Annotated in this window: 17 protein-coding genes; all 17 read right to left on the bottom strand. The window is 52.3% G+C overall.

Annotated features, from left to right (window positions below; translation table 11 throughout):
- Nucleotides 1–14: 14 nt before the first annotated feature.
- The 17 genes from ACYVHC_RS13180 to nrfD all read right to left on the bottom strand — a co-directional run bounded on the left by ACYVHC_RS13180 (nucleotide 15) and on the right by nrfD (nucleotide 20,927).
- Nucleotides 15–3,830, bottom strand: coding sequence for a hypothetical protein (locus ACYVHC_RS13180; protein ID WP_460614190.1), 3,816 nt, complete (start codon nucleotides 3,828–3,830; stop codon nucleotides 15–17).
- 144 nt (nucleotides 3,831–3,974) lie between these two features.
- Nucleotides 3,975–7,718: a sensor histidine kinase gene (locus ACYVHC_RS13175; RefSeq protein ID WP_460614189.1), complete on the bottom strand. Its 3,744-nt coding sequence runs from the start codon at nucleotides 7,716–7,718 to the stop codon at nucleotides 3,975–3,977.
- Between the two features lie 101 nt (nucleotides 7,719–7,819).
- On the bottom strand, nucleotides 7,820–8,215 hold the full coding sequence (locus ACYVHC_RS13170; RefSeq protein WP_460614188.1) for a DUF983 domain-containing protein: 396 nt from the start codon (nucleotides 8,213–8,215) through the stop codon (nucleotides 7,820–7,822).
- Nucleotides 8,208–8,468 (bottom strand): hypothetical protein, encoded by a 261-nt coding sequence (locus tag ACYVHC_RS13165; RefSeq protein WP_460614187.1) that lies wholly within the window; start codon nucleotides 8,466–8,468, stop codon nucleotides 8,208–8,210. Before ACYVHC_RS13165 ends, ACYVHC_RS13170 begins: the two co-directional genes overlap by 8 nt.
- 71 nt (nucleotides 8,469–8,539) lie before the next feature.
- Nucleotides 8,540–9,094, bottom strand: a complete 555-nt coding sequence (locus ACYVHC_RS13160; RefSeq protein ID WP_460614186.1) for a DUF420 domain-containing protein — start codon at nucleotides 9,092–9,094, stop codon at nucleotides 8,540–8,542.
- Entirely contained in the window at nucleotides 9,081–9,746 is a 666-nt protein-coding gene (locus ACYVHC_RS13155; protein ID WP_460614185.1) for an SCO family protein, read from the bottom strand. The genes ACYVHC_RS13160 and ACYVHC_RS13155 overlap by 14 nt, the downstream gene beginning before the upstream one ends.
- Before the next feature lie 4 nt (nucleotides 9,747–9,750).
- Complete coding sequence (locus ACYVHC_RS13150; RefSeq protein ID WP_460614184.1) at nucleotides 9,751–10,092, bottom strand: cytochrome C oxidase subunit IV family protein; 342 nt, start codon at nucleotides 10,090–10,092, stop codon at nucleotides 9,751–9,753.
- 95 nt (nucleotides 10,093–10,187) lie between these two features.
- On the bottom strand, nucleotides 10,188–10,958 hold the full coding sequence (locus ACYVHC_RS13145) for a cytochrome c oxidase subunit 3 family protein (RefSeq protein WP_460614183.1): 771 nt from the start codon (nucleotides 10,956–10,958) through the stop codon (nucleotides 10,188–10,190).
- Nucleotides 10,959–10,980: 22 nt separating this feature from the next.
- Nucleotides 10,981–11,568, bottom strand: coding sequence for a cytochrome c oxidase subunit 3 (locus ACYVHC_RS13140; RefSeq protein ID WP_460614182.1), 588 nt, complete (start codon nucleotides 11,566–11,568; stop codon nucleotides 10,981–10,983).
- Nucleotides 11,569–11,677: 109 nt separating this feature from the next.
- A complete protein-coding gene (gene cyoE / locus ACYVHC_RS13135; protein WP_460614181.1) occupies nucleotides 11,678–12,529 on the bottom strand; it encodes a protoheme IX farnesyltransferase in 852 nt (283 codons plus the stop codon).
- A gap of 54 nt (nucleotides 12,530–12,583) precedes the next feature.
- Nucleotides 12,584–13,666 carry a COX15/CtaA family protein gene (locus tag ACYVHC_RS13130; RefSeq protein ID WP_460614180.1) on the bottom strand — a complete coding sequence of 361 codons (1,083 nt, stop codon included), beginning with the start codon at nucleotides 13,664–13,666 and terminating at the stop codon, nucleotides 12,584–12,586.
- Nucleotides 13,667–13,843: 177 nt separating this feature from the next.
- Nucleotides 13,844–15,703 carry a cytochrome c oxidase subunit I gene (locus ACYVHC_RS13125; protein WP_460614179.1) on the bottom strand — a complete coding sequence of 620 codons (1,860 nt, stop codon included), beginning with the start codon at nucleotides 15,701–15,703 and terminating at the stop codon, nucleotides 13,844–13,846.
- Nucleotides 15,704–15,728: 25 nt separating this feature from the next.
- A complete protein-coding gene (locus tag ACYVHC_RS13120) occupies nucleotides 15,729–16,787 on the bottom strand; it encodes a cytochrome c oxidase subunit II (protein ID WP_460614178.1) in 1,059 nt (352 codons plus the stop codon).
- A 90-nt stretch (nucleotides 16,788–16,877) separates the two neighbouring features.
- The gene (locus tag ACYVHC_RS13115) at nucleotides 16,878–18,203 is read right to left on the bottom strand and encodes a quinol:cytochrome C oxidoreductase (protein WP_460614177.1); all 1,326 of its coding nucleotides are present in this window, start codon (nucleotides 18,201–18,203) and stop codon (nucleotides 16,878–16,880) included.
- Between the two features lie 9 nt (nucleotides 18,204–18,212).
- Nucleotides 18,213–18,956: a c-type cytochrome gene (locus ACYVHC_RS13110; RefSeq protein ID WP_460614176.1), complete on the bottom strand. Its 744-nt coding sequence runs from the start codon at nucleotides 18,954–18,956 to the stop codon at nucleotides 18,213–18,215.
- Nucleotides 18,956–19,480, bottom strand: coding sequence for a DUF3341 domain-containing protein (locus ACYVHC_RS13105; RefSeq protein ID WP_460614175.1), 525 nt, complete (start codon nucleotides 19,478–19,480; stop codon nucleotides 18,956–18,958). Before ACYVHC_RS13105 ends, ACYVHC_RS13110 begins: the two co-directional genes overlap by 1 nt.
- A complete protein-coding gene (gene nrfD, locus ACYVHC_RS13100) occupies nucleotides 19,473–20,927 on the bottom strand; it encodes an NrfD/PsrC family molybdoenzyme membrane anchor subunit (RefSeq protein ID WP_460614174.1) in 1,455 nt (484 codons plus the stop codon). Before nrfD ends, ACYVHC_RS13105 begins: the two co-directional genes overlap by 8 nt.
- Nucleotides 20,928–20,988: the final 61 nt, after the last annotated feature.

Genomic DNA, 20,988 nt, shown 5'->3' with positions numbered 1-20,988 from the left:
CTCTCTACTACAGGCTAAAACAGCACCGATACCTGCATGCGGCCGGTATGCACGGAGCTCAGCCCGTTGGGTTTGCGCCCATCGTAGGCTAGCGTAATGTTAAGGCCGTTGCTGAGGCGCTGCTCTAGGTTCAGGTTCCAGGTGAAGTTGCTGCCTGGGCGCAGCGCATTCAGGATTTCCAGCCCCACCAAGGAACCCTGGTCGCCCTCGAAGCCAACGCGCACATAGCGCGTAGTGGCCGAAAGGGTGCGCTTGCCCACCTGGCTTACCCGAGTCTCCAGCCCTAGCTCATTAAAGGTACCACTGGTATTCTCGTCGGGGCCGGCGGTATTTTGCTTAGAGGTGTGCAGGTACATGCCCGTAAGGCGCAGCACACTGGTAGGCTGATAGCTAATTTCCGGAGCCAGCTCGTATTGTAGCACCCGAAAATTGCGATTCTCTAAGTAGTTCGAGAGGTTTTCGCGGATGCTGCGGGTAGTGATAAACCGGCCCGTAAACGACTGCGCCAGCGTCCGGCGTAGCAGCAGGCTCTGGCTGGCCAGGTTACGCGTATCGGAGCCCTGCGTGAGCAGCACTTTTTGCTGGGTTTGCTGCACGGTAAACTCGGCTCCAAAAATTGGGTTCGACCGATTGAAATACAGAGTATTGCGCAGCAGCTTGTTCAGGCTCAGGAGCAGGGAATCAGCGGTTTGAAAAGCAAATGGGTTCAGGCGTGATGAAAGCGTATTGTCGGTGGTTTTGCGGTCTAGCGTAACGGTGCTCAGGGTGGAAAATCGCCCTATGAAACCGCGCACGCCCGGCAACTCGCGCCACCCACGCGGGGCGGTGGTGGTTAGGCGGTAGCTGAAGCGGTTGGTGAAAGCCGGGATATAGTCATCAGTAGGCAGGAACACCTTGATGTGGGTCCGATACTGCGCATCGGACGTTTGGGCCTCAAAAAACTCGTTCTTCTCCTGCCGTCCGTCGTTGTTCAGGTCCTGAAAGTAGTGGGTACCTTGGCCATTGGGCACCGCCAGAAAGGTGTAGTCGCGCTTCAGCTCCCGCCCGGTGGCTATGGCATAGCTCAGCTCCGAGCGAAGCGTATTTTGAAGGAAGCTGGCGTTCCAGTCGAGCTTGCCCAGCACCGTGCGTTGCCGCGCCGAGTCCAGCGCAGCCAGGTCGCGGTAGGTAGCCAGAATGGCCAAGTCCTGGGTTTGGCTGATGCGGGAGGCTAGGGTGCCCTGCCAGGTTTGGGCGCGGCCACGCTCCCGCAGGTTTGTTTGGTCGGGCGCTACGGTTTGGTCGCGGCGGTAGCTGTAGTCGAGGCGGAAGCGAGTACGGGCCGAGTCCTGGCTTTGCACAAACACGGCGTGTTCATCATAGTAATTCGCGGAGGTTAGCGAGTCGCCGGAGGGTAGCGCCACCCGGTTTTTATCGAAGCGGTAGGCGTAGCCCGGAATTACGGGAGCGCCCACGTAGCGCGCTGTCGCCTCGCCCCGCGCCCACCGCGACTGGCGCCGCCCGGCTTCAGAAGTCAGCACAAATAGGTTACCGCGCATCTGCACGGCGCCTACCTGCTGGGCCACATCTACCCAATGCTGCACTCCGCTTACCTCGCCGGCCCGGTAGCGCCGGCTTAGGCGGTAGCCGATGGCATTGTCGGCATCTTTCACCACGCCCACTGCCGCATTCAGAATATTCTCTTCGCGCGGCTGCTGGTTGTTGGTGATGAGCGTGTTCGACGTGCTCCAGTTGCGGTCGAACTCAATGTCGCGGTAGCGGTCAATGGGTGCGAAACGGCGGCTAGTGTATTCGTAATCGAGGGCACTGCGTAGCTTATAGCCCTTCAGGCCCGGCAGATTTACCGGACGGTCTTGCACCACATACCCGATCCGCATAGCCCGCCCCTCAGCCGATTCAGGCGAAAAGCGGTTCAGATCCAGGTTGGAAGCGGCTAGGTCCACGAACACCGTGGCAGTCGAATCAAGTCGGTAGCTAGTGCCCACTGTCATGAGCTGCTTTTGCAGGGGCGTGGGCAAAATCCGGATGGGAGAATAGTCGCCGCGGTTTTGCCCAACAAATTTGTAGACCCGCCCATTGGCGCCCGGGTCATCGGTGCTGAGTTGATAGCTGCCCTGGCCCGCGCCCACGCTGGTAAAGCGCACGTTATACACGCCCCGAGTAGTATCGGTGGGCGGATACACAAATACGGGTACCGGTAGTTGCGTAACGGGGTCGAGCTGTACTTCGCGGCGGTACTGCACCTGCTGGCGGTCATAGGCCACGGAGTCTACGCCTGAGGTAACGGCCCGACTCACGTTATCACCGATGCGGCGAAGCACAGCCCGGGCGGAGTCATCGAGGGTCAGGTTGGGTGAGTTATCGGGGTTATCGGACTCGCGGTAGAAGTTGGCGTGCACCTGCAGGCGGCCTAGCTGCTGGTAGTGGCTGGCCTGCAGCAGGGAGCGGGCATAGTTGAAGTCAGAATACTCAAAATCAACCTTGATGCGCGAGTTGGAGGTAATCAGGTGCCTAGGCGAAAACGTCAGCTCGGCCTGGTTGTAGTCGATGACGTAATCAAAATCAAAGCCGCGCACCATCAATCGCCCATCCAGGTACACCCGCTCGGAGTTGGCTAGTACAATGATGAACTGCTCCCCGTTCGGCCCGCGCAGACGGTACGGCCCCTGCACGTTTTCCAGCGGTTGAATATCGATGCTGGCAAATTTTCCCTTGGCTACTCCCGCCGCCACTGAAGTAGTAGAGAACCGCTGCGGGCCACTGGACTTTGCCGCGCTGGCAGGGCTAGTAGTTACTGTTTGGCTGACGCCGTTGGGTCCCACGCCGTTCGGACTGATACCGTTGGGGTTGGTGCTGCCAGCAGGGGTAGTATTTTGCACCGCGCCTGTGCCGGCGGGTGGGGGCACCGTGGGAGGCACGGTTATGAAAGTGCCCGTGCTGGTGCCCGTCGCATTGGGGTACTGAAACAGCTGCGGATTACTAACGCCGGGCCCGCTACCCCCTCCAAACCCACCAACTGGCAGCTGCCCGAAATTCGTTTCTACTGCTGCCCCCTGGATGTTTTTATAGAACCGCAGAAAGTAGTCGGGCTTGTTGCGCAGCACTACGTCGCCGGCGGTGAGGTTCCAGCGCGGATGCGTGAGGGTAATATAAATCCGGTCGAATTCCTGCAGCTGTTGCGTGTTGCCTTCGGGCTGAAACGGCACATTCTGGTCCGAAATGGCAGCCGTTAAATTGATCTGATCAGTTAACTGACCTTCCAGCTGTAGGTTCAGCGAGGAGTTTACGAACACGTTTTGTGCGTTGCCGAAGGAAACGCCCCGCGAGAGGTTACCCGTTTTGTTGATGCCCGGCGTGCTCAGAATCTGCTCTTTCACGGCGAAATCCTCGGTGCCAAATGTCGGTCGCCGCCAGAATTCTACACTGTCCATCAGGCGACGGGGCCGCAGATAGCGCTCCGCCGAGAGTTGCAACGGCAGTACGCGGTAGCAGACTAAAATAGAGTCAGCCCCACCCGGCAGCACCAAATCCGGCTGCCCCGGATCTGGGCTCGGAAAGCGTGTACTAGGGCGTATGAACCGGTAAAGGTCACGTTGCCGATCGTAACCCACTGACCGGCCCTCCACGCTTACCGAGGCTGGTACAATTGTTAGCGTATCCTTAAGGGCGAAATCCGTGGTGTCGTGACCAGGCGTGAGGCGCACCCATGTGCAGCGCCGGGTACTAGGGGGTGCATCCGATCGAACCTGCCCCTGCCCTACCGCAGCCCATAACAGTAGCACCAGCAGCCCTCCAAAGCGCAGAAAGTAAGGCGTAAAGCTGCTGGTCATTCAGTAAAAATACGAAGCCCGAAATTCGTGGCTACCATAACGCTACAAGCCGCCTGATTCGTGCCGTGATTTTGCTTGCCGGTTTGCTTTCACATCATGCCTAGCTGCTATCTAGCACCTCATGATGGGAAGCGGCGCACAAGCTTATCCGGCCAAAGGAAGCTCGATGCAGAACAGAGTCCCTACCCCTTCTTCGGTCTCAAACCAGATGCTACCGCCAGCACTTTCAATACCCCGTCGAGCCACGGCCAGACCGATGCCTGAGCCTTTCTCCTTGGTCGTGAAGTTAGGCACGAACACTTTATCGCGCGTGTCTGCCGGAATACCCGTTCCATTGTCCTGAATACAAATCCGCACCTTACCTGAATCCTGTGGCTCTAAGCGTACCTCCACCTCTGGCTCACGACCGATCGGAATGGCTTGCAGTGCATTGATGAGTAGGTTGTTAAAGGTGCGCACTAGCAAACTTTCATCGGCATACACCATGTAGCGGCCCAGTTCTGCATCGTTGGGTACCACCAGCCGGATGCTGCCTCCGCCCACATTTCCTTGGTGCAGCCCTACACAACGCTTCAGAATGGGGGCCACATCCAGCCGCTCGGGGCGCATGGCGGGCAGGTTGGTGAAATTGCTGAAGGAGGTAGCAATATCCGTCAGCACGTCAATTTGGGTAATAAGCGTCTGCGACACTTTGTTGATCAACTCATCCAAATTGGGCCGCTGGTCCTGGATGGCGCGCTGCAGAAACTGCAGGCTCAGCTTCATGGGCGTGAGCGGATTCTTGATTTCATGAGCTACCTGCCGGGCCATTTCGCGCCAGGCGGCTTCCTTTTCCTGAATGGCCAACTCCTCTTTGCTTTCTTCCAGCTTCAACAGCATCTGGTTGTACTCGCGCACAAGCAAGCCAATCTCATCCTCCGATTCATAGGCCAGCATCTCGTTCTGGCCGGTCAGGGTCGTCTGCTTTAGCTTCTCCGTGATGAGTTTCAGTGGTTCCGTCAGGATGCGGGAGGCCAGGAAGGCTAGCACCAGAAACAGGATGAACATCACGGTGAAGATGTTCAGAATCGTTGAAATCAACTCTGTAAGCTTGTTATCGAGGTCTTTTTCGGAGTCGAAGAAGGGAATGCCAACGTAGCCCAGCACCGGACCCGGCCGCCCCTGTTGCACTAGGGTAGCGCGCAGCGGCAAGTACAAGGCATTAAACGAGAGTGTACCGGCTTGTTCCGTGAGGAGTATTCGCGGCTGCCCTTCCTCCGTCAGCGCCGACACCGCCTGCGGGTTCATGAGCGTGCTCAGCAGGCTGGCCTCAAAAATTAGCGGCTGGCTGCTCACCAACAGCTCTCCGCGGGCATCGTACAGGTTCAGGTCGGTTTCGGTTAGGGCTGATACGTTTTCGGCCAAATCAACCAGATCGGCCCGGTTAGAGGAATCCGTCAGCAGGTTGCTGTTCTTCAGCAAGCTTTCCTGCACTGCCTGCCCCCGGCGTTGGTACGTGCGCAACAGGTCGCGCTTGTAGGAGTTGGTAACCTGGCTGGCAATGGCAATGCTCACCACGATAAGTGGCACCAGAATACCAAAGTTGATAAAGAGCTGAATTTTAGTACTGAAGTTTGTGTGCAGCAGCTCTCGATATTGCCCGCGCACCAGCAGAAACACGCCCATCAGCAGCAGGCAGCAGAAGCTGTGCAGCAGAAAGAGAAACGAAAAGTTGGAGAGCCAGTCGGAGAAGGAGTACGTAGATGTAGTTACCACCACTACTCGCTCCGGCTGCCCTGCGCCCCGAATGGCTAGCTGGTGAAAGCCGTTCAGAGCCACGCCAGTGGTATAAAACCGCGAATCGCGGAACAAGCTAGCTGGCAACCGATTCACGTAGTCAAAGTCGCCTTCACTGTACACTAGCTGCCCATTTTCATAACCGGCGTAGCTGAGCTCCGTCCCTAGCTTGGGCCGGAAGTACTTCTGATCAACTAGCAGCTCTGGCACCACGCTGTTATTGGTGAGCTTCTTGAGCTTCAGCTCCAGTACAATGGTGCTTGCTTCGGAGCCGGTTTCAGGGTCCAGCTCAGGAGTAGGCACGGCTACAAAAGCCACGTAGCGCCGCGAGCTAAAGGAATTTCCGCCCCGAATGAGGTAGATGTTGGGGTGGTCAGTAGGGGTAGCGTTTTGCAGCAGGAACTCGCGGGTTTGCTCCAAGCTGCCGCCCACTCCTACCCCACGGCCCGCCGGGTTAAACAGGATGACCCGCACTTCATACTTATCAAAATAGTCGCGCAGGTAATACTTAACGACCTTTTGCCGAATCAGGTCTTGGTTAACGAACGGGCTGGCCAGCATCGTCCGGAGCACGGGGTCAGTGGCCATTTCCTGTCCGCGTTCCACTAGTAAGTATTCTCCCTTCAAATCATTATCCTCCAGCAGATTGCTAGCTAGATCCTGTTTGTTCAGCTGCAGTTGACGGTTAAAGTGCTCATACAGGGCTAGTGCTCCTACTGCTGAGCTAACTCCCAGCATCAGAAAGATAAACAGGTAGATCTGGTACGAAAGCACCACGCCGGCCGACCGCAGCCCCGTAAAGCGCAATACCAGGAAAAACAGCAGCGCAATACCTAGCAGCGTGCAGTGCACCAGTCCCCATACCAAGCCCGCCGACAAAAAGCCTACGGCCGTGCCAAGCAGCAGCAACAGGGCCGCATTACGGCTGGAAGGGCGCACAATGCTGATGAACACCCTTGATAACAGGTAAAACGCAACCAGGTACGCGCCCGTGTGCAATACAATAGCCAGCAAGAGCAGCACCTTAAATGTACTGACCTGGATATCCTGCGTGATGTCCAGAATAAGCTGTGAGTTGCTGAACGTACTTGTATAGAAATCGAATAGGAGCTCCAGCAAGCCATAAAAGCACAGCACAATTACTGACCCTGCTACAAAGCGCTGCGGCAGCCGCCGCAACTGCTGCGTGATGCGCAGCAGGCCGTAGCGCCGAAACAGCAGCCGGAGATAGTACGCCATTATCACCAGCAGAATGGCATTCAGCAGCAAGTCGCCGAGGGAAGGCGACAACCAGGAGGCGGCATACACCCTAGGATCAAAAAGCCGCAGCTCGATAAAGGAAAACGGCAATCCAAAGTATAGCAGCACGGCACGAAAAGCCGTTAGCGGCAGTACCACCGCCAGCGCGCCTACTAGCACCTCGCCTTGGCTAAACCGCTGGCGTGCCACCACCCCCCAGCCCGCCAAGTAGAACCCGAAGCCTAGCAGCAGCAATACCAGCGGCAGGTATTTACCCGTGATAGGGTCAGCCTGCAGGCTTTCAATAGAAAAAAGGTAGTTGCCTTCGTTGGATACCAGTCGTGGCCGGTTAGAATTCTTTTTCTCGATAATCAGACGCACATTTTGCCCCTGGAAAATCCCTTGCCCGTTCCCGTCGCGGAGGTAGCGGTTGCTAATGCCGTAGCTTATTTCCAGCGGGATATAAGTCAGCACGATGTATGCGCCTTCTGTATGGCGCAGCACCAGAAACTTGCCGAAGCGCGTTTCCACTAGCCGCTCGTGGTAGCGCTGTAGTGCTTGCTCCGAGTCGGGCCGCACGCTATGGTCTGACCAGTAGATGATCTGCTCACCTTTAAAAACAAAGGTCGGGTACGACGTATGGCTGCTCAGGCTCTGAAAACTCACTTGCCCGGTAGCCAGGCGCTGCAGTACCTCCGTCGATTCCCGCTCCCCCGTCAGTTCGGCCTCCATCAGCAATTCCTGCAGACGCGTGGCCGAGGCCTTCAGCACTAGCTCCGGATTCTGGCTGTACCGGTTGCTGATATACGCCCCGGCGAAGCAAAGCAGTGCCAGGAGCAGCAACAGAACCGGAGGACGACGCAATAATTTCAATGGGGCGAGCGGAAGGTGAGAAAAGGATAGTACAAGCTTGATACCAAACAAAAATGCCGCCCGAAGGCGGCATTTCCTAGCTATGGTAAAGCGAGTGATACTTACGGGCGCGGCGCACTATAGCGCTCATCATACCGAACCCCACCAAACAGGTACAGCATCAGGGTGCGGGAGTACCGTAAGCTTAGCGGCGTGAGCAGCAAAGACACCACTGCCACGGCCGATATATAGACCCACGTATCCGGGTCGCCGAGCAGGTAGTACACCGCAAAACCCACAACCAGCATGATACCGGTAGAAAAGGCAAAGCTGATGTACATAGCTCCCCAGTAGAATCCGGGCTCCGGCTCGTACACCTGCCCACAAACCGGACAAGCCGCAGGCATTTCGGTGAAGTGCGCCAGGTTAGCAGCCGAGTGCGTGAACAGCGGACCCTGATGGCAGCGCGGGCAGCGCTGTTGCAAAATACCCAACAGGGCGGAGCTGTTATTAGCCATGTGACGCTTTTTTCTTTTGCTGACTATGACGGTACCAAAAGTACCCTACCGTTCCGATGAGTACGTAAGGAATCGTCATCAGATACAAAATGCCTTTATTAAGACCAGTCGTATCGTACCCATCCTTTTCCTGGCGCGAGGCTTCCACCTGAGTTTTACACATAGTGCATTGCGCCTGCACACTCAGGGGCAATGCACTTAGCAGCACACCTAGCAACAGCGCCAGCATTCCACTACACAGTATCTTCTTCATGATGTCGTCTGATTTAGTTGAAAGGATAACGACCGTATGCGTCACGGAAGTTCGCTTAGCGCCCTCTGGGTTTACGTATAGTACGGGGCAATCATGAAATACACAATTACTCCCGTCACCGAAACGTACAACCACACGGGGTACGTCCAGCGAGCAATGCGCCGGTGTTTCTGAAACTGCTCCGTAAGGGCGTAGTATAGGGTAAACAACACTAGGCCCACAGTAATAGCAGCCAGCAGAATATGGGTAATCAGGATGAAGTAGTAAACGCCCTTAATCAGGCCTTCTCCCCCAAATTTGGTACTAGGCACCTGAGAGTGATACGCCACGTACGAAACCAAAAACAAGGACCCCAGCAAGAACGCAAGCCCCATCATCGCCCGATGCCGCGCCACATTTTTACGCCGGATAAAATAATATCCGATTACCAAGAATACGGCCGTCAAAGAGTTTAACACCGCATTCACAGCAGGTAGCATCCTGACATCAACCCCCGGAATGACGAACACGCCCGGAAAGAAATACAGGATGGCAACAGCAATGGGGATAATAGCAGCCAACGCTGCCATTATGATTTTGTATTTAGTGAAGCCGGCCGGATTAGCAGCTGAATCAGGGGTGTTCATAGGTGTAAAGCAACACTTCAATTTCGGTGATGAGGCGGTTCATGTCCCGCTCTTTAGTGCCATCGTAACGGCCCCGTACGTGTCCGTTGCGGTCAACCAGGAAAACTTCCTGGTTGTGCCCTAGGGCTGAATTGGCACCAGCAGGCAGGGAAACTCTAAACTCCTCACTAGCTAACCGGGAAAGTGCCGATTTGTCTCCGGTCAGGAAAAACCATTTGCCGGCAATTGCGCCGTATTGCTCTGCATAGCGCGCCAATACAGCCACCGAGTCTTGGGCAGGGTCAATAGTGAAAGAGGCCAGCCGCACCCGCGCATCTTGCCTGAATTTCTCTTGTACTCGCACTAGCTGGCCATTCATTCGCTGGCAGCCGCCAGGGCACGCCGTGTAGAAGAAGCTGGCTACATACAGGCCTTTATCTCGCAGTTCGGTTCCTGACACTTCCCTTCCTAGCTGCGACGAAAACCGAAAGTCTCCAATTTGGTGGAAAACAGTATCGCGCTGCCACTTTCCGTCAACCTGGGTGGAGTCCACTCGGTCGGGCAGGAAAGTTGGCAGCGCGTAACGGTTTGTGCCGAAGCTTTTCAAGAACAGAAAAGCCAGAACCGGAACCAGCAGGATGAGGCCCAACACCAAAATTTGTTGGGGCCGCATACGATTAGCGGAGCAGGTTCTGAACTGCTTCGCCGATGTAAGAGCCTTCAGTAATCAAGGCTACCAGCAACCAAATCAGCAGTGCCATCGGAATCAAGATGGTCCAGATCAGGCCTTTGGTTTCATGCTTCAAGTGCATGAACTCGGCCACAATGAAAAAGGCCTTGAAGATGGTCAGGATGATGAAGATGGAATTACGCATGGTGCTTGCCGGCATAACGTAGGCAATAACGAATTCCAGGGCCGTGATGGCCGATATAATCCAGAAGGTTTTCCAGATCCAAGCAGTATTGGGCTTTGGAATCTCGCCGGCTGGACCGTTATGGGGAGTTGCGTGCTGGGCCATTAGTATAAATGCTGAGTGGCGAATGGATAAGAGCTGAAATCTGGCTAACAACCTATGCCAACCAGATTTCAACTTTTAATCACTCAAGATTTCAATTAAACGAGGTAGAAGAAGGTGAAGACGAATACCCACACCAAATCTACAAAGTGCCAGTATAGGCCAATCTTTTCCACCATTTCATAGTGTCCGCGCTTCTCAAACGTACCATTGGTAGTGGCTATAAAAGCCCAAACCAGCAGGCAAACACCCGAGAATACGTGGGTACCGTGGAAACCAGTGATGAAGAAAAACAGGTCAGCGAAGAGCACTGGCCCATATTGGTTCATGGCCAGATTAGCACCGTGAAATACGGTACCATCGTTCATCAGAGTACCTTCTTCAGTACCCGTAATGAAGTGGCCCCACTCCCAAGCCTGGCAGCTAAGGAAAGTAGCACCAAATAAGATAGTCCAGAGCAGCCATTTCTGCACGTCCTTCTTGTCGAAGCGGTGACCTGCTTCTACGGCCAATACCATTGTCACGGAGCTGAAGATGAGAATCATCGTCATCAGCGCCACAAAACCTAGCGGCAAGTGGGTGCCGTGCAGGCCAGGGAAGGCATCAAATACCTTTTCCGGAATTGGCCAGTACTCGGTTGAGAACTTGAAAGTCTCTGCAGTGCCGCCGTAAACTTCGTGGCGGTGACGGATCAGACCGTAAGTAGTCAGGAAGGCGGCGAACGTGAAGGCGTCCGACAACAGGAAGAACCACATCATTAGCTTGCCGTAGCTCGCTTTAAATGGCTCGTTCCCGCCGTCCCAGGTGCCGGTGCGCGGCTTATCCAGGGCGGAATCAGAAATTACCTGCGTCGTGGAAATGGTGGACATAGCGTGCGGGGGTTGACAAAAATCAATGGTTCAAAAGTAGGAACAAATACAGGTACAACCAAAGCGCGCCTAGGAAGTGCCAGTAGATAGTAACGTTGCCAACAGAGAGCATCTGACGGGAATGCACCTGATAGTTAAAGCTTTTACGCAAAACTACCAGCAGAAAGATTAATCCCGTAATCAGGTGAAATCCGTGAACACCAGTTAATACATACAGAAATGAGCCAGAAGGGTTGGCATCTGTTCCACCAAAAAAGATACGATTGTCTACCAATTGCCCCCACATTAGGTACTGGCCAACCAAAAAGGCTAATCCCAGCACTAGGGTCAGGATAAGGCCCAACCGCACTTGCGTAAGTTCATCTTTGCGGGCCGCAAACCACGTCCACTGCACAGTGGCCGAGCTGGCGATAATCAGTAGGGTGGTAATCAAGAAGCCGGAGGGCAAATCAAACTCCAGCCAGTTGCCCTCCTCACGGCGCACAATGTATGCGCTGGTGTAGGCAGCAAAAATCATGGTGATGCTCACCATCATTAGCCACAGTACAAAGCGCAACGGATGAATGCCGGTAGCGGGCTGCTTAGAGGTCAATGCTTCAGAAGGATGCATATCGTTGAAAAATCAGGAATACGAAAAAAAGAAGTAAGCTGCTCTTATAACATCGTTGCTAGGGTGTTTGTCCCGGTCAACTGCGCTTACTTTTTACTTCTTGTCTACTTTATATTTTGTCCAGCACCAGAGCTATTTGCACGATAGGCAGGTACAGAAAAGAACCAAACATGATGCTCATAGCGGCCTTTTTACTGACAGTGCGCATGAGGTAAAAGGTCTGCATCAGAAATAGGACTCCGCAAATAGCCGCCACCATCGGATACGTGGTATTCGTCATGCCGAAGTAGAACGGCAACAGGCTCAGCGGAATTAGAACCAGCGTGTAGGTCATGATCTGGAAAGCAGTGCGCAGATCCTTTTTTCCAGGCGTAGGCAGCATCTTGAAGCCGGCTTTCTTGTAATCGTCGTCCAATACCCAAGCAATGGCCCAGAAGTGTGGAAACTGCCACATAAACTGTATTCCGAACAGGATCCAGCCTTCCGCTCCCAGAAAGCCAGTGGCTGCAACCCAGCCAATGAGTGGTGGCATCCCCCCCGGTATAGCGCCTACGGCTACGCATATAGGAGAAATAGTTTTGAGCGGGGTATACACGAACCCGTATAGAATCAAGGAAACCAGCGACAGCGCCGCTGCCAGAGGATTAAAATAATATGCCAGCAGGCCAAGGCCTAATCCCCCAAGGATAATCGTGAATACCCATGCCTCTTGCACGCTCAATATTCCCAGTGGCAAAGGGCGCTTTGCGGTGCGCTTCATCAACTTATCCAGATCTATTTCGAAGATCTGATTGATGGTATTGGCTGAGCCCGTCACGGCTAATCCGCCTAACATCACGAGTACCGCACGCCACAAATCCAGTTCATGGGCTCCCAGCAGGTAGCCGATGGCACTAGAGAATGCCACCGTAAGCGCCAGCCGGAATTTGATTAACTGAAAATATGCCCTAGCCTTAGTCATCAACTGCTGAAACAGGTTGCGCGGCGAAAAAGTCCGCCAAATGGGGCCGCAAAGTTACGCAACAACGGCCGTAGTAGCCACCTGCTGCTGCAACTTCGTGGCACGCTGATAGGCTACCAATGCTAAAAACTGTGCTCCAAAGAGCATAGTAGCCAATGTGAGATGAATTGGCTGTGCTGCAGCCGGAAATGAAAAGTATGCCAGGACAATGCCAGCCAGTATCTCCCCCCCTATTAAGCCTAATATGGCCGTTGCTAGGTAGTGTAACTGCCGTGAAGCGAGCTGGTATAGCCGATAGGCTAAGTACACGTTAATGAGCAGCAATAAAGCTGAAAACGTACGATGAAACCGGAAAGAACTTCCCAACTGCTCCACCCATTCAGCTCGGTTAAGGTAATTGGCCGCAGAAGCCACCAAATCAATCTGCTCCCGCACCTGAGTGCCTAGTACGATTTGACCAAACGTCAGCACTATAGCCACCCATAACCAAGCAGTCAGTCCAGGCACACTGTGCACTCGCTCCTGAACCTCATTACTAGCATATTGTGATCGATCAACTGCATACAAGAGCATGGCCACAATAAGCAGAGCCAGTCCCATATGGATTGTGACCATGATGGGCAACAGATTGGTTGATACTACTAACGAGCCTAGCCAGCCTTGTACTCCCGTCAGGATAAACGAACCAAATGCCAACCAGAAGACTGCTCGGTCAAGCTTCCAGTAAGGCAAGGAAAACACTAGGGTGAGAAATACAAACACCCCTATCAGTGCTCCTACTAGCCGGTTTATGTACTCAATCCAGGTTTTGACAGGGTTGAAATCGGTCTCGATGTACTGCGTAGGATGCGAAAATATGTCTCCTGCCACTTGATGGAACCCTAACTGCTCTAGTTTAGTAGCTAGTTTTTTGTTTTTCTCTACCCGTTGAGCAGTATAGATTTCCTTGTAATTGGTTGGTAACTGGCTGATATGAGTTGGCGGCACCCAAGTACCGAAACATTTGGGCCAGTCGGGGCAGCCCATACCAGAGCCCGAGCTCCGTACAATACCGCCCACCAAAATCAATACATAGACGGCTACCACCGTTAAAATTCCAACAAACCGAAAGCGACGTACAAACGCAGGAACTACCATGCTCAATGTGACTATGCAAGGGTGATCATATTACAAACCACTTGAGAGGCAGTTTGCTTAAAAAGAAAAGAGAAATCCGGGCCGGCTGCGCCGAAGCTGGATTTCTCTGTATAGGAAATGAAAAAGGGCCGCCGTTAGTACAGCAGCCCTTTTCATATTATAAGAGCCTAGCGGCTACTACTCCATCTCTTTCTCATAGGGCAGGTTGGAAGCCTGAGTTTGCGAGTATGGTACGTGCTGGGGAATAAAGTCCTCAGCTGCACCGGGCTTGCTGTAGTCGTAAGGCCAGCGGTGAACAGCTGGAATAGCACCAGGCCAGTTGCCGTGACCAGGTACTACCGGCGTAGTCCACTCCAGCGTCGTCGAGTTCCAAGGGTTCTCGGTAGCACGACGGCCGCGGAAAATGCTGTAGAAGAAGTTGAAAATGAAGACGAACTGAGCGAAGAAAGCAATGATTGCCGCAGCTGAAATGAATTTGTTCAGATCAGCAAATTGGCTGAATGTATCAAAGCCAGTCCAAGCGTAGTAGCGACGGGGGAAACCGGCAATACCTACATAGTGCATTGGCAGGAACACCAGATATACACCTAAGAAAGTCAGCCAGAAGTGAATGTAACCCAGCTTCTCGTCCAGCATACGGCCGAACATCTTCGGGAACCAGTGGTAAACACCAGCAAATAGACCGAAGAAAGCCGAAGAGCCCATTACCAAGTGGAAGTGAGCTACCACGAAATAAGTGTTGTGCATTTGGATATCCAGTGCTGCGTTACCTAGTACAATACCAGTAAGACCACCAGCAATGAACAAAGACACAAAACCGATCGAGAACAACATAGCCGACGTGAAGCGGATGTTACCACGCCACAGTGTAGCAAGCCAGTTGAAGGTCTTCACAGCCGAAGGCACTGCAATAATCAATGTTAGGAACATAAACACCGAGCCCAAGAACGGATTCATACCCGTTACGAACATGTGGTGAGCCCATACAATGAAGGAAAGCAGCGAAATACCGAGGAGTGAGCCAATCATAGCACGGTAGCCAAAAATAGGCTTACGAGCATTAGTGGCTAGAATCTCAGATACCATACCCATTGCAGGCATGATAACGATGTACACTTCAGGGTGACCTAGGAACCAGAACAAGTGCTGGAACAAGATCGGCGAACCACCTGTGTTTGGCAAGGCCTGACCTGCAATGTAGATATCGGATAGGAAGAAGGAGGTGCCGAATGAACGGTCAAATATCAGCAGCAGTGCAGCTGAGAAAAGTACCGGGAACGACAACAAGCCCAGGATAGCAGTCAGGAAAAACGACCAGATGGTAAGCGGCAGTTTGCTCATGCTCATGCCCTGGGTACGAAGGTTAATAACCGTCGTGATGTAATTAACACCACCCAGCAGCTGCGAAACAATGAACAGTGCCATTGATACTAGCCACAACGTCTGACCAGCTCCCGAACCGGGAATAGCCTGAGGCAAGGCGCTCAGCGGAGGATAAATTGTCCAGCCAGCAGAAGCAGGGCCGGTTTCAATGAACAGAGAGATAAACATGACAACACTGGAGGCAAAGAAGAACCAGTAAGAGAGCATGTTCATGAAGCCTGATGCCATATCACGGGCACCAATCTGTAGAGGGATCAGGAAGTTGGAAAACGTTCCGGACAAACCAGCCGTCAGTACGAAGAACACCATGATGGTGCCGTGCATCGTAACCAATGCTAGGTAGAACTCGGGATTAAGCTTACCAGCTTCAATCCACTTACCTAGGAAAGGCGACAACCACTCGAAAGTAGATTCGGGCCAGCCCAGCTGCAAACGAAATAGGCTCGACAGCGTACCACCAATGATTGCCCAGATAATGCCTGTAATCAGGAACTGCTTGGCAATTACTTTGTGGTCAGTGCTGAAGACGTACTTCTGCAGAAAGCTCTGCTCGTGGTGCTCGTCGTGATGCGCGTGCTCATCGTGCGAAATACCGGGCTCGGTTGCCCCGATACCACCTTGCACTTGCGCTTGATTGGAAAAATTAGCAGCCATAGTAGAAGCGTGCAATTAAATTAGATTAGAGCGAAGCCTTTGCGGCAGTAGGAACTACGGCAGCAGCTCCATTCTCAACCAGTTTCTCCGACTTCTGTTTGAAAGAAGCTAATACTTCTGGGTTTTGCTCAGAGAAAGACTTTTGCTGACCAAACCAAGCTACATAGTCATCTGGTTCATCCACCACAATGTTCAGCTTCATTGCGAAGTGACCACGGCCGCAAATTTGGTTACAGGCTAGCTCATAGGTAAATTTAGGATTACCTGTCTGAGCACGCATTTCGTCGGTAGTCTTGGTAGGAGTAAACCAAAACTTGGTAGGCATGCCCGGCACTGCGTACATCTGCACACGGAAATGAGGCATATATACTGCGTGCAATACATCACGCGAACGGATCTTCAGTAACACGGGGTGCCCTTTGGGTACGTGTATCTCCGGAGCCACAAAATCATCAATGCCATTCTGGTCACTCAGGTCGAAGCCAAATTCATTCGTAGCATCAATGAGGCGGTAGTTAACCAACCCTAGTTTCTGGTCACGACCGGGGTAGCGCACAAGCCAATTGAACTGCTTGCCCATTACTTCCACCACAATAGCGTCTTTAGGGGCAGGGCCCGTGATTCGAGACCACTCTTTCCAACCAGCAAACACAAGTCCAGCCATTACAATGGCAGGAATCAAAGTCCAGATAACTTCAATTTTGTTGTTGTGAGGAAAAAAGAATGCCCGACGGCCCTCTTTATGCTGATACTTGTAAGAATACACAAATAGCAGCACCTGAGTCAGAGTAAATACAATACCCAGGATAATCATGGTGGTCCAGAACATCCGCTCAGTGGCATGGCCATGAACCGAAGCAATGGGTGGGTTCATCTTATCATAGTTGTCCATGAACGACCATGCAAAAGCAGCGCCGCCAACAACTAGAAATATTACGAACAAGATGGCGTTGACACGGTTGCTGATGCCTACTTCTCGGGAAGAGCTACCCGAGAAGATAGAGGTCAGAATCTGGAGGCGGAACAACAGGCCGAATACGACCAGTAGCAACGCCAGCACCAGAAGAATACCAAGAGCAGTCATACTGTAGAGGAAGTTAGATGCTAGAAGCCAGAAGCCAGAAGCGTAGTAAGAGTTCTTACGTAGTGGCTTCTGACTTCTAGCTACTAAAATTTAGGTAGTGTGGTGAACGCTCTCGTCTAAGAACGGATGGTGAACCGGAACCAAAGAGGCTTGCGACAAACGCTTGGTCATCAAAATCAGGAACGCTCCCAAGAAAATAAGCGCAGTCCCGATTTCAATTATAAACCCGTTGTCGGCCTTCATTGTTCCGGGCATCAGCATTAGATAGAAGTCTGACCAGTGGCCAACCAAGATGGCAATGCTCACGATTTTCATCATGATCATTTGACGCTTAGCATCACGTGTCATCAACACCAAGAAGGGGAATACAAAGTTGATTAACAGGTTGCCAAAGAACAGCCAAGTATAGCGTCCACCGAAGCCTCCTAGACGCTGGTTAAAGTAAACCGACTCTTCTGGTAGGTTGGCATACCAGATCAGCATGAACTGCGAGAACCATACATAAGTCCAGAAGATACTGAAACCGAACATGAACTTACCCAAGTCATGCAAGTGACCTTCTTTTACAAAGGGAAGGTAGCCAGCCTGTTTCAAAAGGATAGTACACAAGGTCACAGCAGCAATACCTGATACCCACCACGAGGCAAATACATACCATCCAAACATGGTAGAGAACCAGTGCGTATCGACTGACATTACCCAGTCCCATGCAGCAATCGATGATGTAACGGCATAAACTACCAAGAACATTGCCGAAACGTTGATGCTTTTATGGAAGTACTCCGTGCCACCGTTCAGGTCTTCGGCCAATGATAGATCACGAAGTCGCTTGGTGAAGAACGCCCACAAACCCAAGAACAGAACCATCCGAATCAGGTAGAAGGGAATGTTCAGGAAGCCTGATTTACCAGCTATGATAGCATCATAATTGGCATTGCCTTTTTCCATGATACCTGGCAGAGTCCAGTGAAAAAGATCATTATTGATCAAGCTTACCAGGAAAACTGCTACCATGATTACCAAACCGGGAATTAACCAAGCACTTAGTGCCTCATTAATACGCTTGATCAGAACTGACCAGCCAGCATATGCTACATATTGGATAGCCATGAAAACAGTACCAATAGCAGACACTCCGGTAAAGAAGACGTTATTATGCCATAGGCTTACAATCAGTCGCTTCAGCCAGGTAGGACTTCCGTGATGCCCTTCAGCAGCTCCGGCACCATGGCCAGTGCCATGAGCTGCGGCTGCACCTTCGTGGTGCTCAGCACCGACACCAAATGCTGCCATAAGCAGACCAATGGCTAGCACTACAACACCAGCAACGATGATGGTAATGAATTTTTTTCTAGCGTTCGGCGAAACCTCCAGGTATTCAGCCGTAACGCTTTCTTGATGCGTCAGAGTTGCCATAGGAGCAGATTAAATTGCCGTGCCGTTACGAGCCTTGTCACCTTGACCAGGAGTTTCAGATGCTTTGTCAGCTTGCGCCTCGCGTACTGGTTTCTGGTTCTGGGTGTCTGTAGTCTGAGATGAGTCTGCAACTACGGCATTTGATGCGCCGCTAGCCTTCAGAAAATCAGTCATTCCATCAGGGCCCTTACCTTGCTGAAGCATGCGCACATACATAGCAATCTTCCACCGCTCTTCGGGATTAACCTGCGAACCATGTGGCATCATGCGGCCCTTGCCCCACTGAATCACATGGTATATATGGCCATCGTTCATGGTCTTGTATGCCCCAACAGAGTAATTAGGAACACCTTTGAACTTAGCACCTACCGGACCATCACCGGCACCAGCTTCACCGTGGCAATGCTGGCAGTTACGTGCATAAAGCGTCTTGCCTTCTTCAAGTGCTGCTTTAGTGTACGTGTAAGGATTACGCAGGCTGGTTTCGGCCGTAGCGATATCATCCTTACCAATGTGCGTAAAGTAGTTAGCCTTGCCTCTGGGCACGGTTCCAATAGCTGGAACACGCATGTTCAAACCCATTGGGTTCACCTTATTAGAGCTTTCCTGCTTTAGCGGCTCATATGGGATGGAGTGGTACATCTCAGGAGCATACTCCAAACCAGGGTCATCGGCTCGGTTGCAGGCGGTGGTGAACACCGATGCCAGCAGAACCGCCGACGCTTGCAGAGTTATTTTCAGCGAGTGCGTCATTAGAACTTAGACATTTCTTTTTGGTTCACCTCCGAAGCGCCATTGTTACGCAGCAACTGAGTAAGCTTGGTCATGTCGGTGCTTTCGTTTACCTCAATGGCCATCACAAACTTGTCGTCTGTGGAGCGTACATCAAGAACTGGTGTTTTCCAGCGAGGATAGAGCTTACTGATGGTATAGAATGTGATGACCATACCATGGCAGCAGAAGAGCACTGTTAGCTCGAACGCAACCGGGATGAATGCAGGTAAAGCAATGTGTGGCTTACCACCAATAATCATCGGCCAGTCAAAACCCAGCATATAGATCTGCATCCAGAGCGCGAAGCTTAGGCCAGTAAGGCCAAAGAAAAACGCTGCAATCGGGAGGCGCGACCGTTCGATACCTAGGGCATCGTCGATACCGTGGATTGGGAACGGCGTGAATACTTCGTAGATCTTAACGCCCGCTTCGCGGACGTTTTCAACGGCGTGCAGCAGCACGTCTTCGTCGTCGAAGATGCCGAGGGCGAAGCGCTTAGTCATGCTTATCGTAGTTTACAGAGGCCGAGGCTGGAACTCCGTGGGTGGTAGCAGGCTGAGGAGCGTGGTGAGGATCATGGCCAGTATAAGTAGGGCCATTATCTACCGTGTATTTCAGTACTGACTTCACTTCTGCCATGTTGATCACTGGGAAGAACTTGGCAAACAACAAGAATAGAGTGAAGAACAGACCAATGGTACCTACATAAATACCGATATCGATAATGGTAGGCGAGAACATTACCCAGCTAGAAGGCAGGTAGTCGCGGTGCAATGAAGTTACGATAATTACGAAACGCTCAAACCACATACCGATGTTTACAATGATCGAGAGGATGAACGTAAGCGGAATGCTGTAACGCACCCGACGAATCCATACCAGCTGTGGCGTGATTACGTTGCAGGTCATCATCGACCAGTATGCCCACCAGTAAGGACCAGTAGCACGGTTGATGAAAGCGTACTGCTCGAACTCAACCTGAGAGTACCATGCAATAAAGAACTCTGTGATATAAGCAACACCTACAATAGAGCCGGTAACCATCATGATTTTGTTCATGAGGGCAATGTGCTCAATGGTGATGTAGTCTTCTAACTTGAATACCACCCGTGTGATAAGCATCAGGGTAAGTACCATTGCGAAGCCGGAGAAGATCGCACCAGCAACGAAATAAGGAGGGAAGATGGTAGTGTGCCAACCTGGAACTACCGAAGTAGCAAAGTCCATCGATACAATGGTATGTACCGAAAGTACTAGGGGCGTAGATACACCAGCTAGAATCAGAGAAACCGTCTCATAGCGCGACCAATGCTTGGCCGAACCTTTCCATCCGAAGCTAAGTAGCGAGTAAGCCACTTTAGCAATTGGACCTTTGGCGCGGTCACGGATGGTAGCAAAATCAGGAACAAGACCAGTATACCAGAATACCAGCGACACAGAAAAGTAAGTCGAGATGGCAAACACATCCCACAACAGAGGAGAGTTGAAGTTTACCCATAGCGAACCAAAGGTGTTCTGTAGAGGGAATACCCAATATGCCAGCCATGGACGACCCATGTGCAACACCGGGAACATAGCGGCGCAGATTACAGCAAAGATGGTCATTGCCTCTGCAGCGCGGTTGATAGAGGTCCGCCACTTCTGACGAAACAGCAGAAGCACTGCTGAAATAAGAGTACCAGCGTGACCGATACCTACCCACCATACGAAGTTGGTAATGTCCCAGGCCCAGCCTACTGTTTTATTCAGACCCCACTCCCCAATACCATACCATAGGGTACGGTATACTGAGTAAAAGAAAACGCCGAGAAGAACAAGGGCGACGCTCAGGGCGGCCATCCACCGAATGTTCGGCGCGGCTTCTACCTGGCGACACACGTCCTGGGTGACGTCGTGGTACGTTTTCCCCCCGGTAACGAGCGGCTCCCGTACAGGCGATACGTGCTGCATAGTTTATGAACTTAAAGGAGTGAATCGGGGAAGGGCAATAATGCGGTGGGCACTCCTGCCC

The organism is Hymenobacter seoulensis, assembly GCF_054780535.1.
The sequence above is the reverse complement of the archived record's forward strand: the minus strand, read 5'-3'. Positions and strand labels throughout refer to the sequence as shown.

Bases quoted from the DNA above. Each gene is read 5' to 3' on its own strand.
- ACYVHC_RS13115 (WP_460614177.1), bottom strand. From the start codon at position 18,203: ATGGCAACTCTGACGCATCAAGAAAGCGTTACGGCTGAATACCTGGAG.
- cyoE (WP_460614181.1), bottom strand. From the start codon at position 12,529: ATGACTAAGGCTAGGGCATATTTTCAGTTAATCAAATTCCGGCTGGCG.
- ACYVHC_RS13125 (WP_460614179.1), bottom strand. From the start codon at position 15,703: ATGGCTGCTAATTTTTCCAATCAAGCGCAAGTGCAAGGTGGTATCGGG.
- ACYVHC_RS13120 (WP_460614178.1), bottom strand. From the start codon at position 16,787: ATGACTGCTCTTGGTATTCTTCTGGTGCTGGCGTTGCTACTGGTCGTA.
- ACYVHC_RS13105 (WP_460614175.1), bottom strand. From the start codon at position 19,480: ATGACTAAGCGCTTCGCCCTCGGCATCTTCGACGACGAAGACGTGCTG.
- ACYVHC_RS13170 (WP_460614188.1), bottom strand. From the start codon at position 8,215: ATGGCTAATAACAGCTCCGCCCTGTTGGGTATTTTGCAACAGCGCTGC.
- ACYVHC_RS13130 (WP_460614180.1), bottom strand. From the start codon at position 13,666: ATGGTAGTTCCTGCGTTTGTACGTCGCTTTCGGTTTGTTGGAATTTTA.
- ACYVHC_RS13180 (WP_460614190.1), bottom strand. From the start codon at position 3,830: ATGACCAGCAGCTTTACGCCTTACTTTCTGCGCTTTGGAGGGCTGCTG.
- ACYVHC_RS13155 (WP_460614185.1), bottom strand. From the start codon at position 9,746: ATGCGGCCCCAACAAATTTTGGTGTTGGGCCTCATCCTGCTGGTTCCG.
- ACYVHC_RS13165 (WP_460614187.1), bottom strand. From the start codon at position 8,468: ATGAAGAAGATACTGTGTAGTGGAATGCTGGCGCTGTTGCTAGGTGTG.
- ACYVHC_RS13140 (WP_460614182.1), bottom strand. From the start codon at position 11,568: ATGCATCCTTCTGAAGCATTGACCTCTAAGCAGCCCGCTACCGGCATT.
- nrfD (WP_460614174.1), bottom strand. From the start codon at position 20,927: ATGCAGCACGTATCGCCTGTACGGGAGCCGCTCGTTACCGGGGGGAAA.
- ACYVHC_RS13150 (WP_460614184.1), bottom strand. From the start codon at position 10,092: ATGGCCCAGCACGCAACTCCCCATAACGGTCCAGCCGGCGAGATTCCA.
- ACYVHC_RS13110 (WP_460614176.1), bottom strand. From the start codon at position 18,956: ATGACGCACTCGCTGAAAATAACTCTGCAAGCGTCGGCGGTTCTGCTG.
- ACYVHC_RS13145 (WP_460614183.1), bottom strand. From the start codon at position 10,958: ATGTCCACCATTTCCACGACGCAGGTAATTTCTGATTCCGCCCTGGAT.
- ACYVHC_RS13160 (WP_460614186.1), bottom strand. From the start codon at position 9,094: ATGAACACCCCTGATTCAGCTGCTAATCCGGCCGGCTTCACTAAATAC.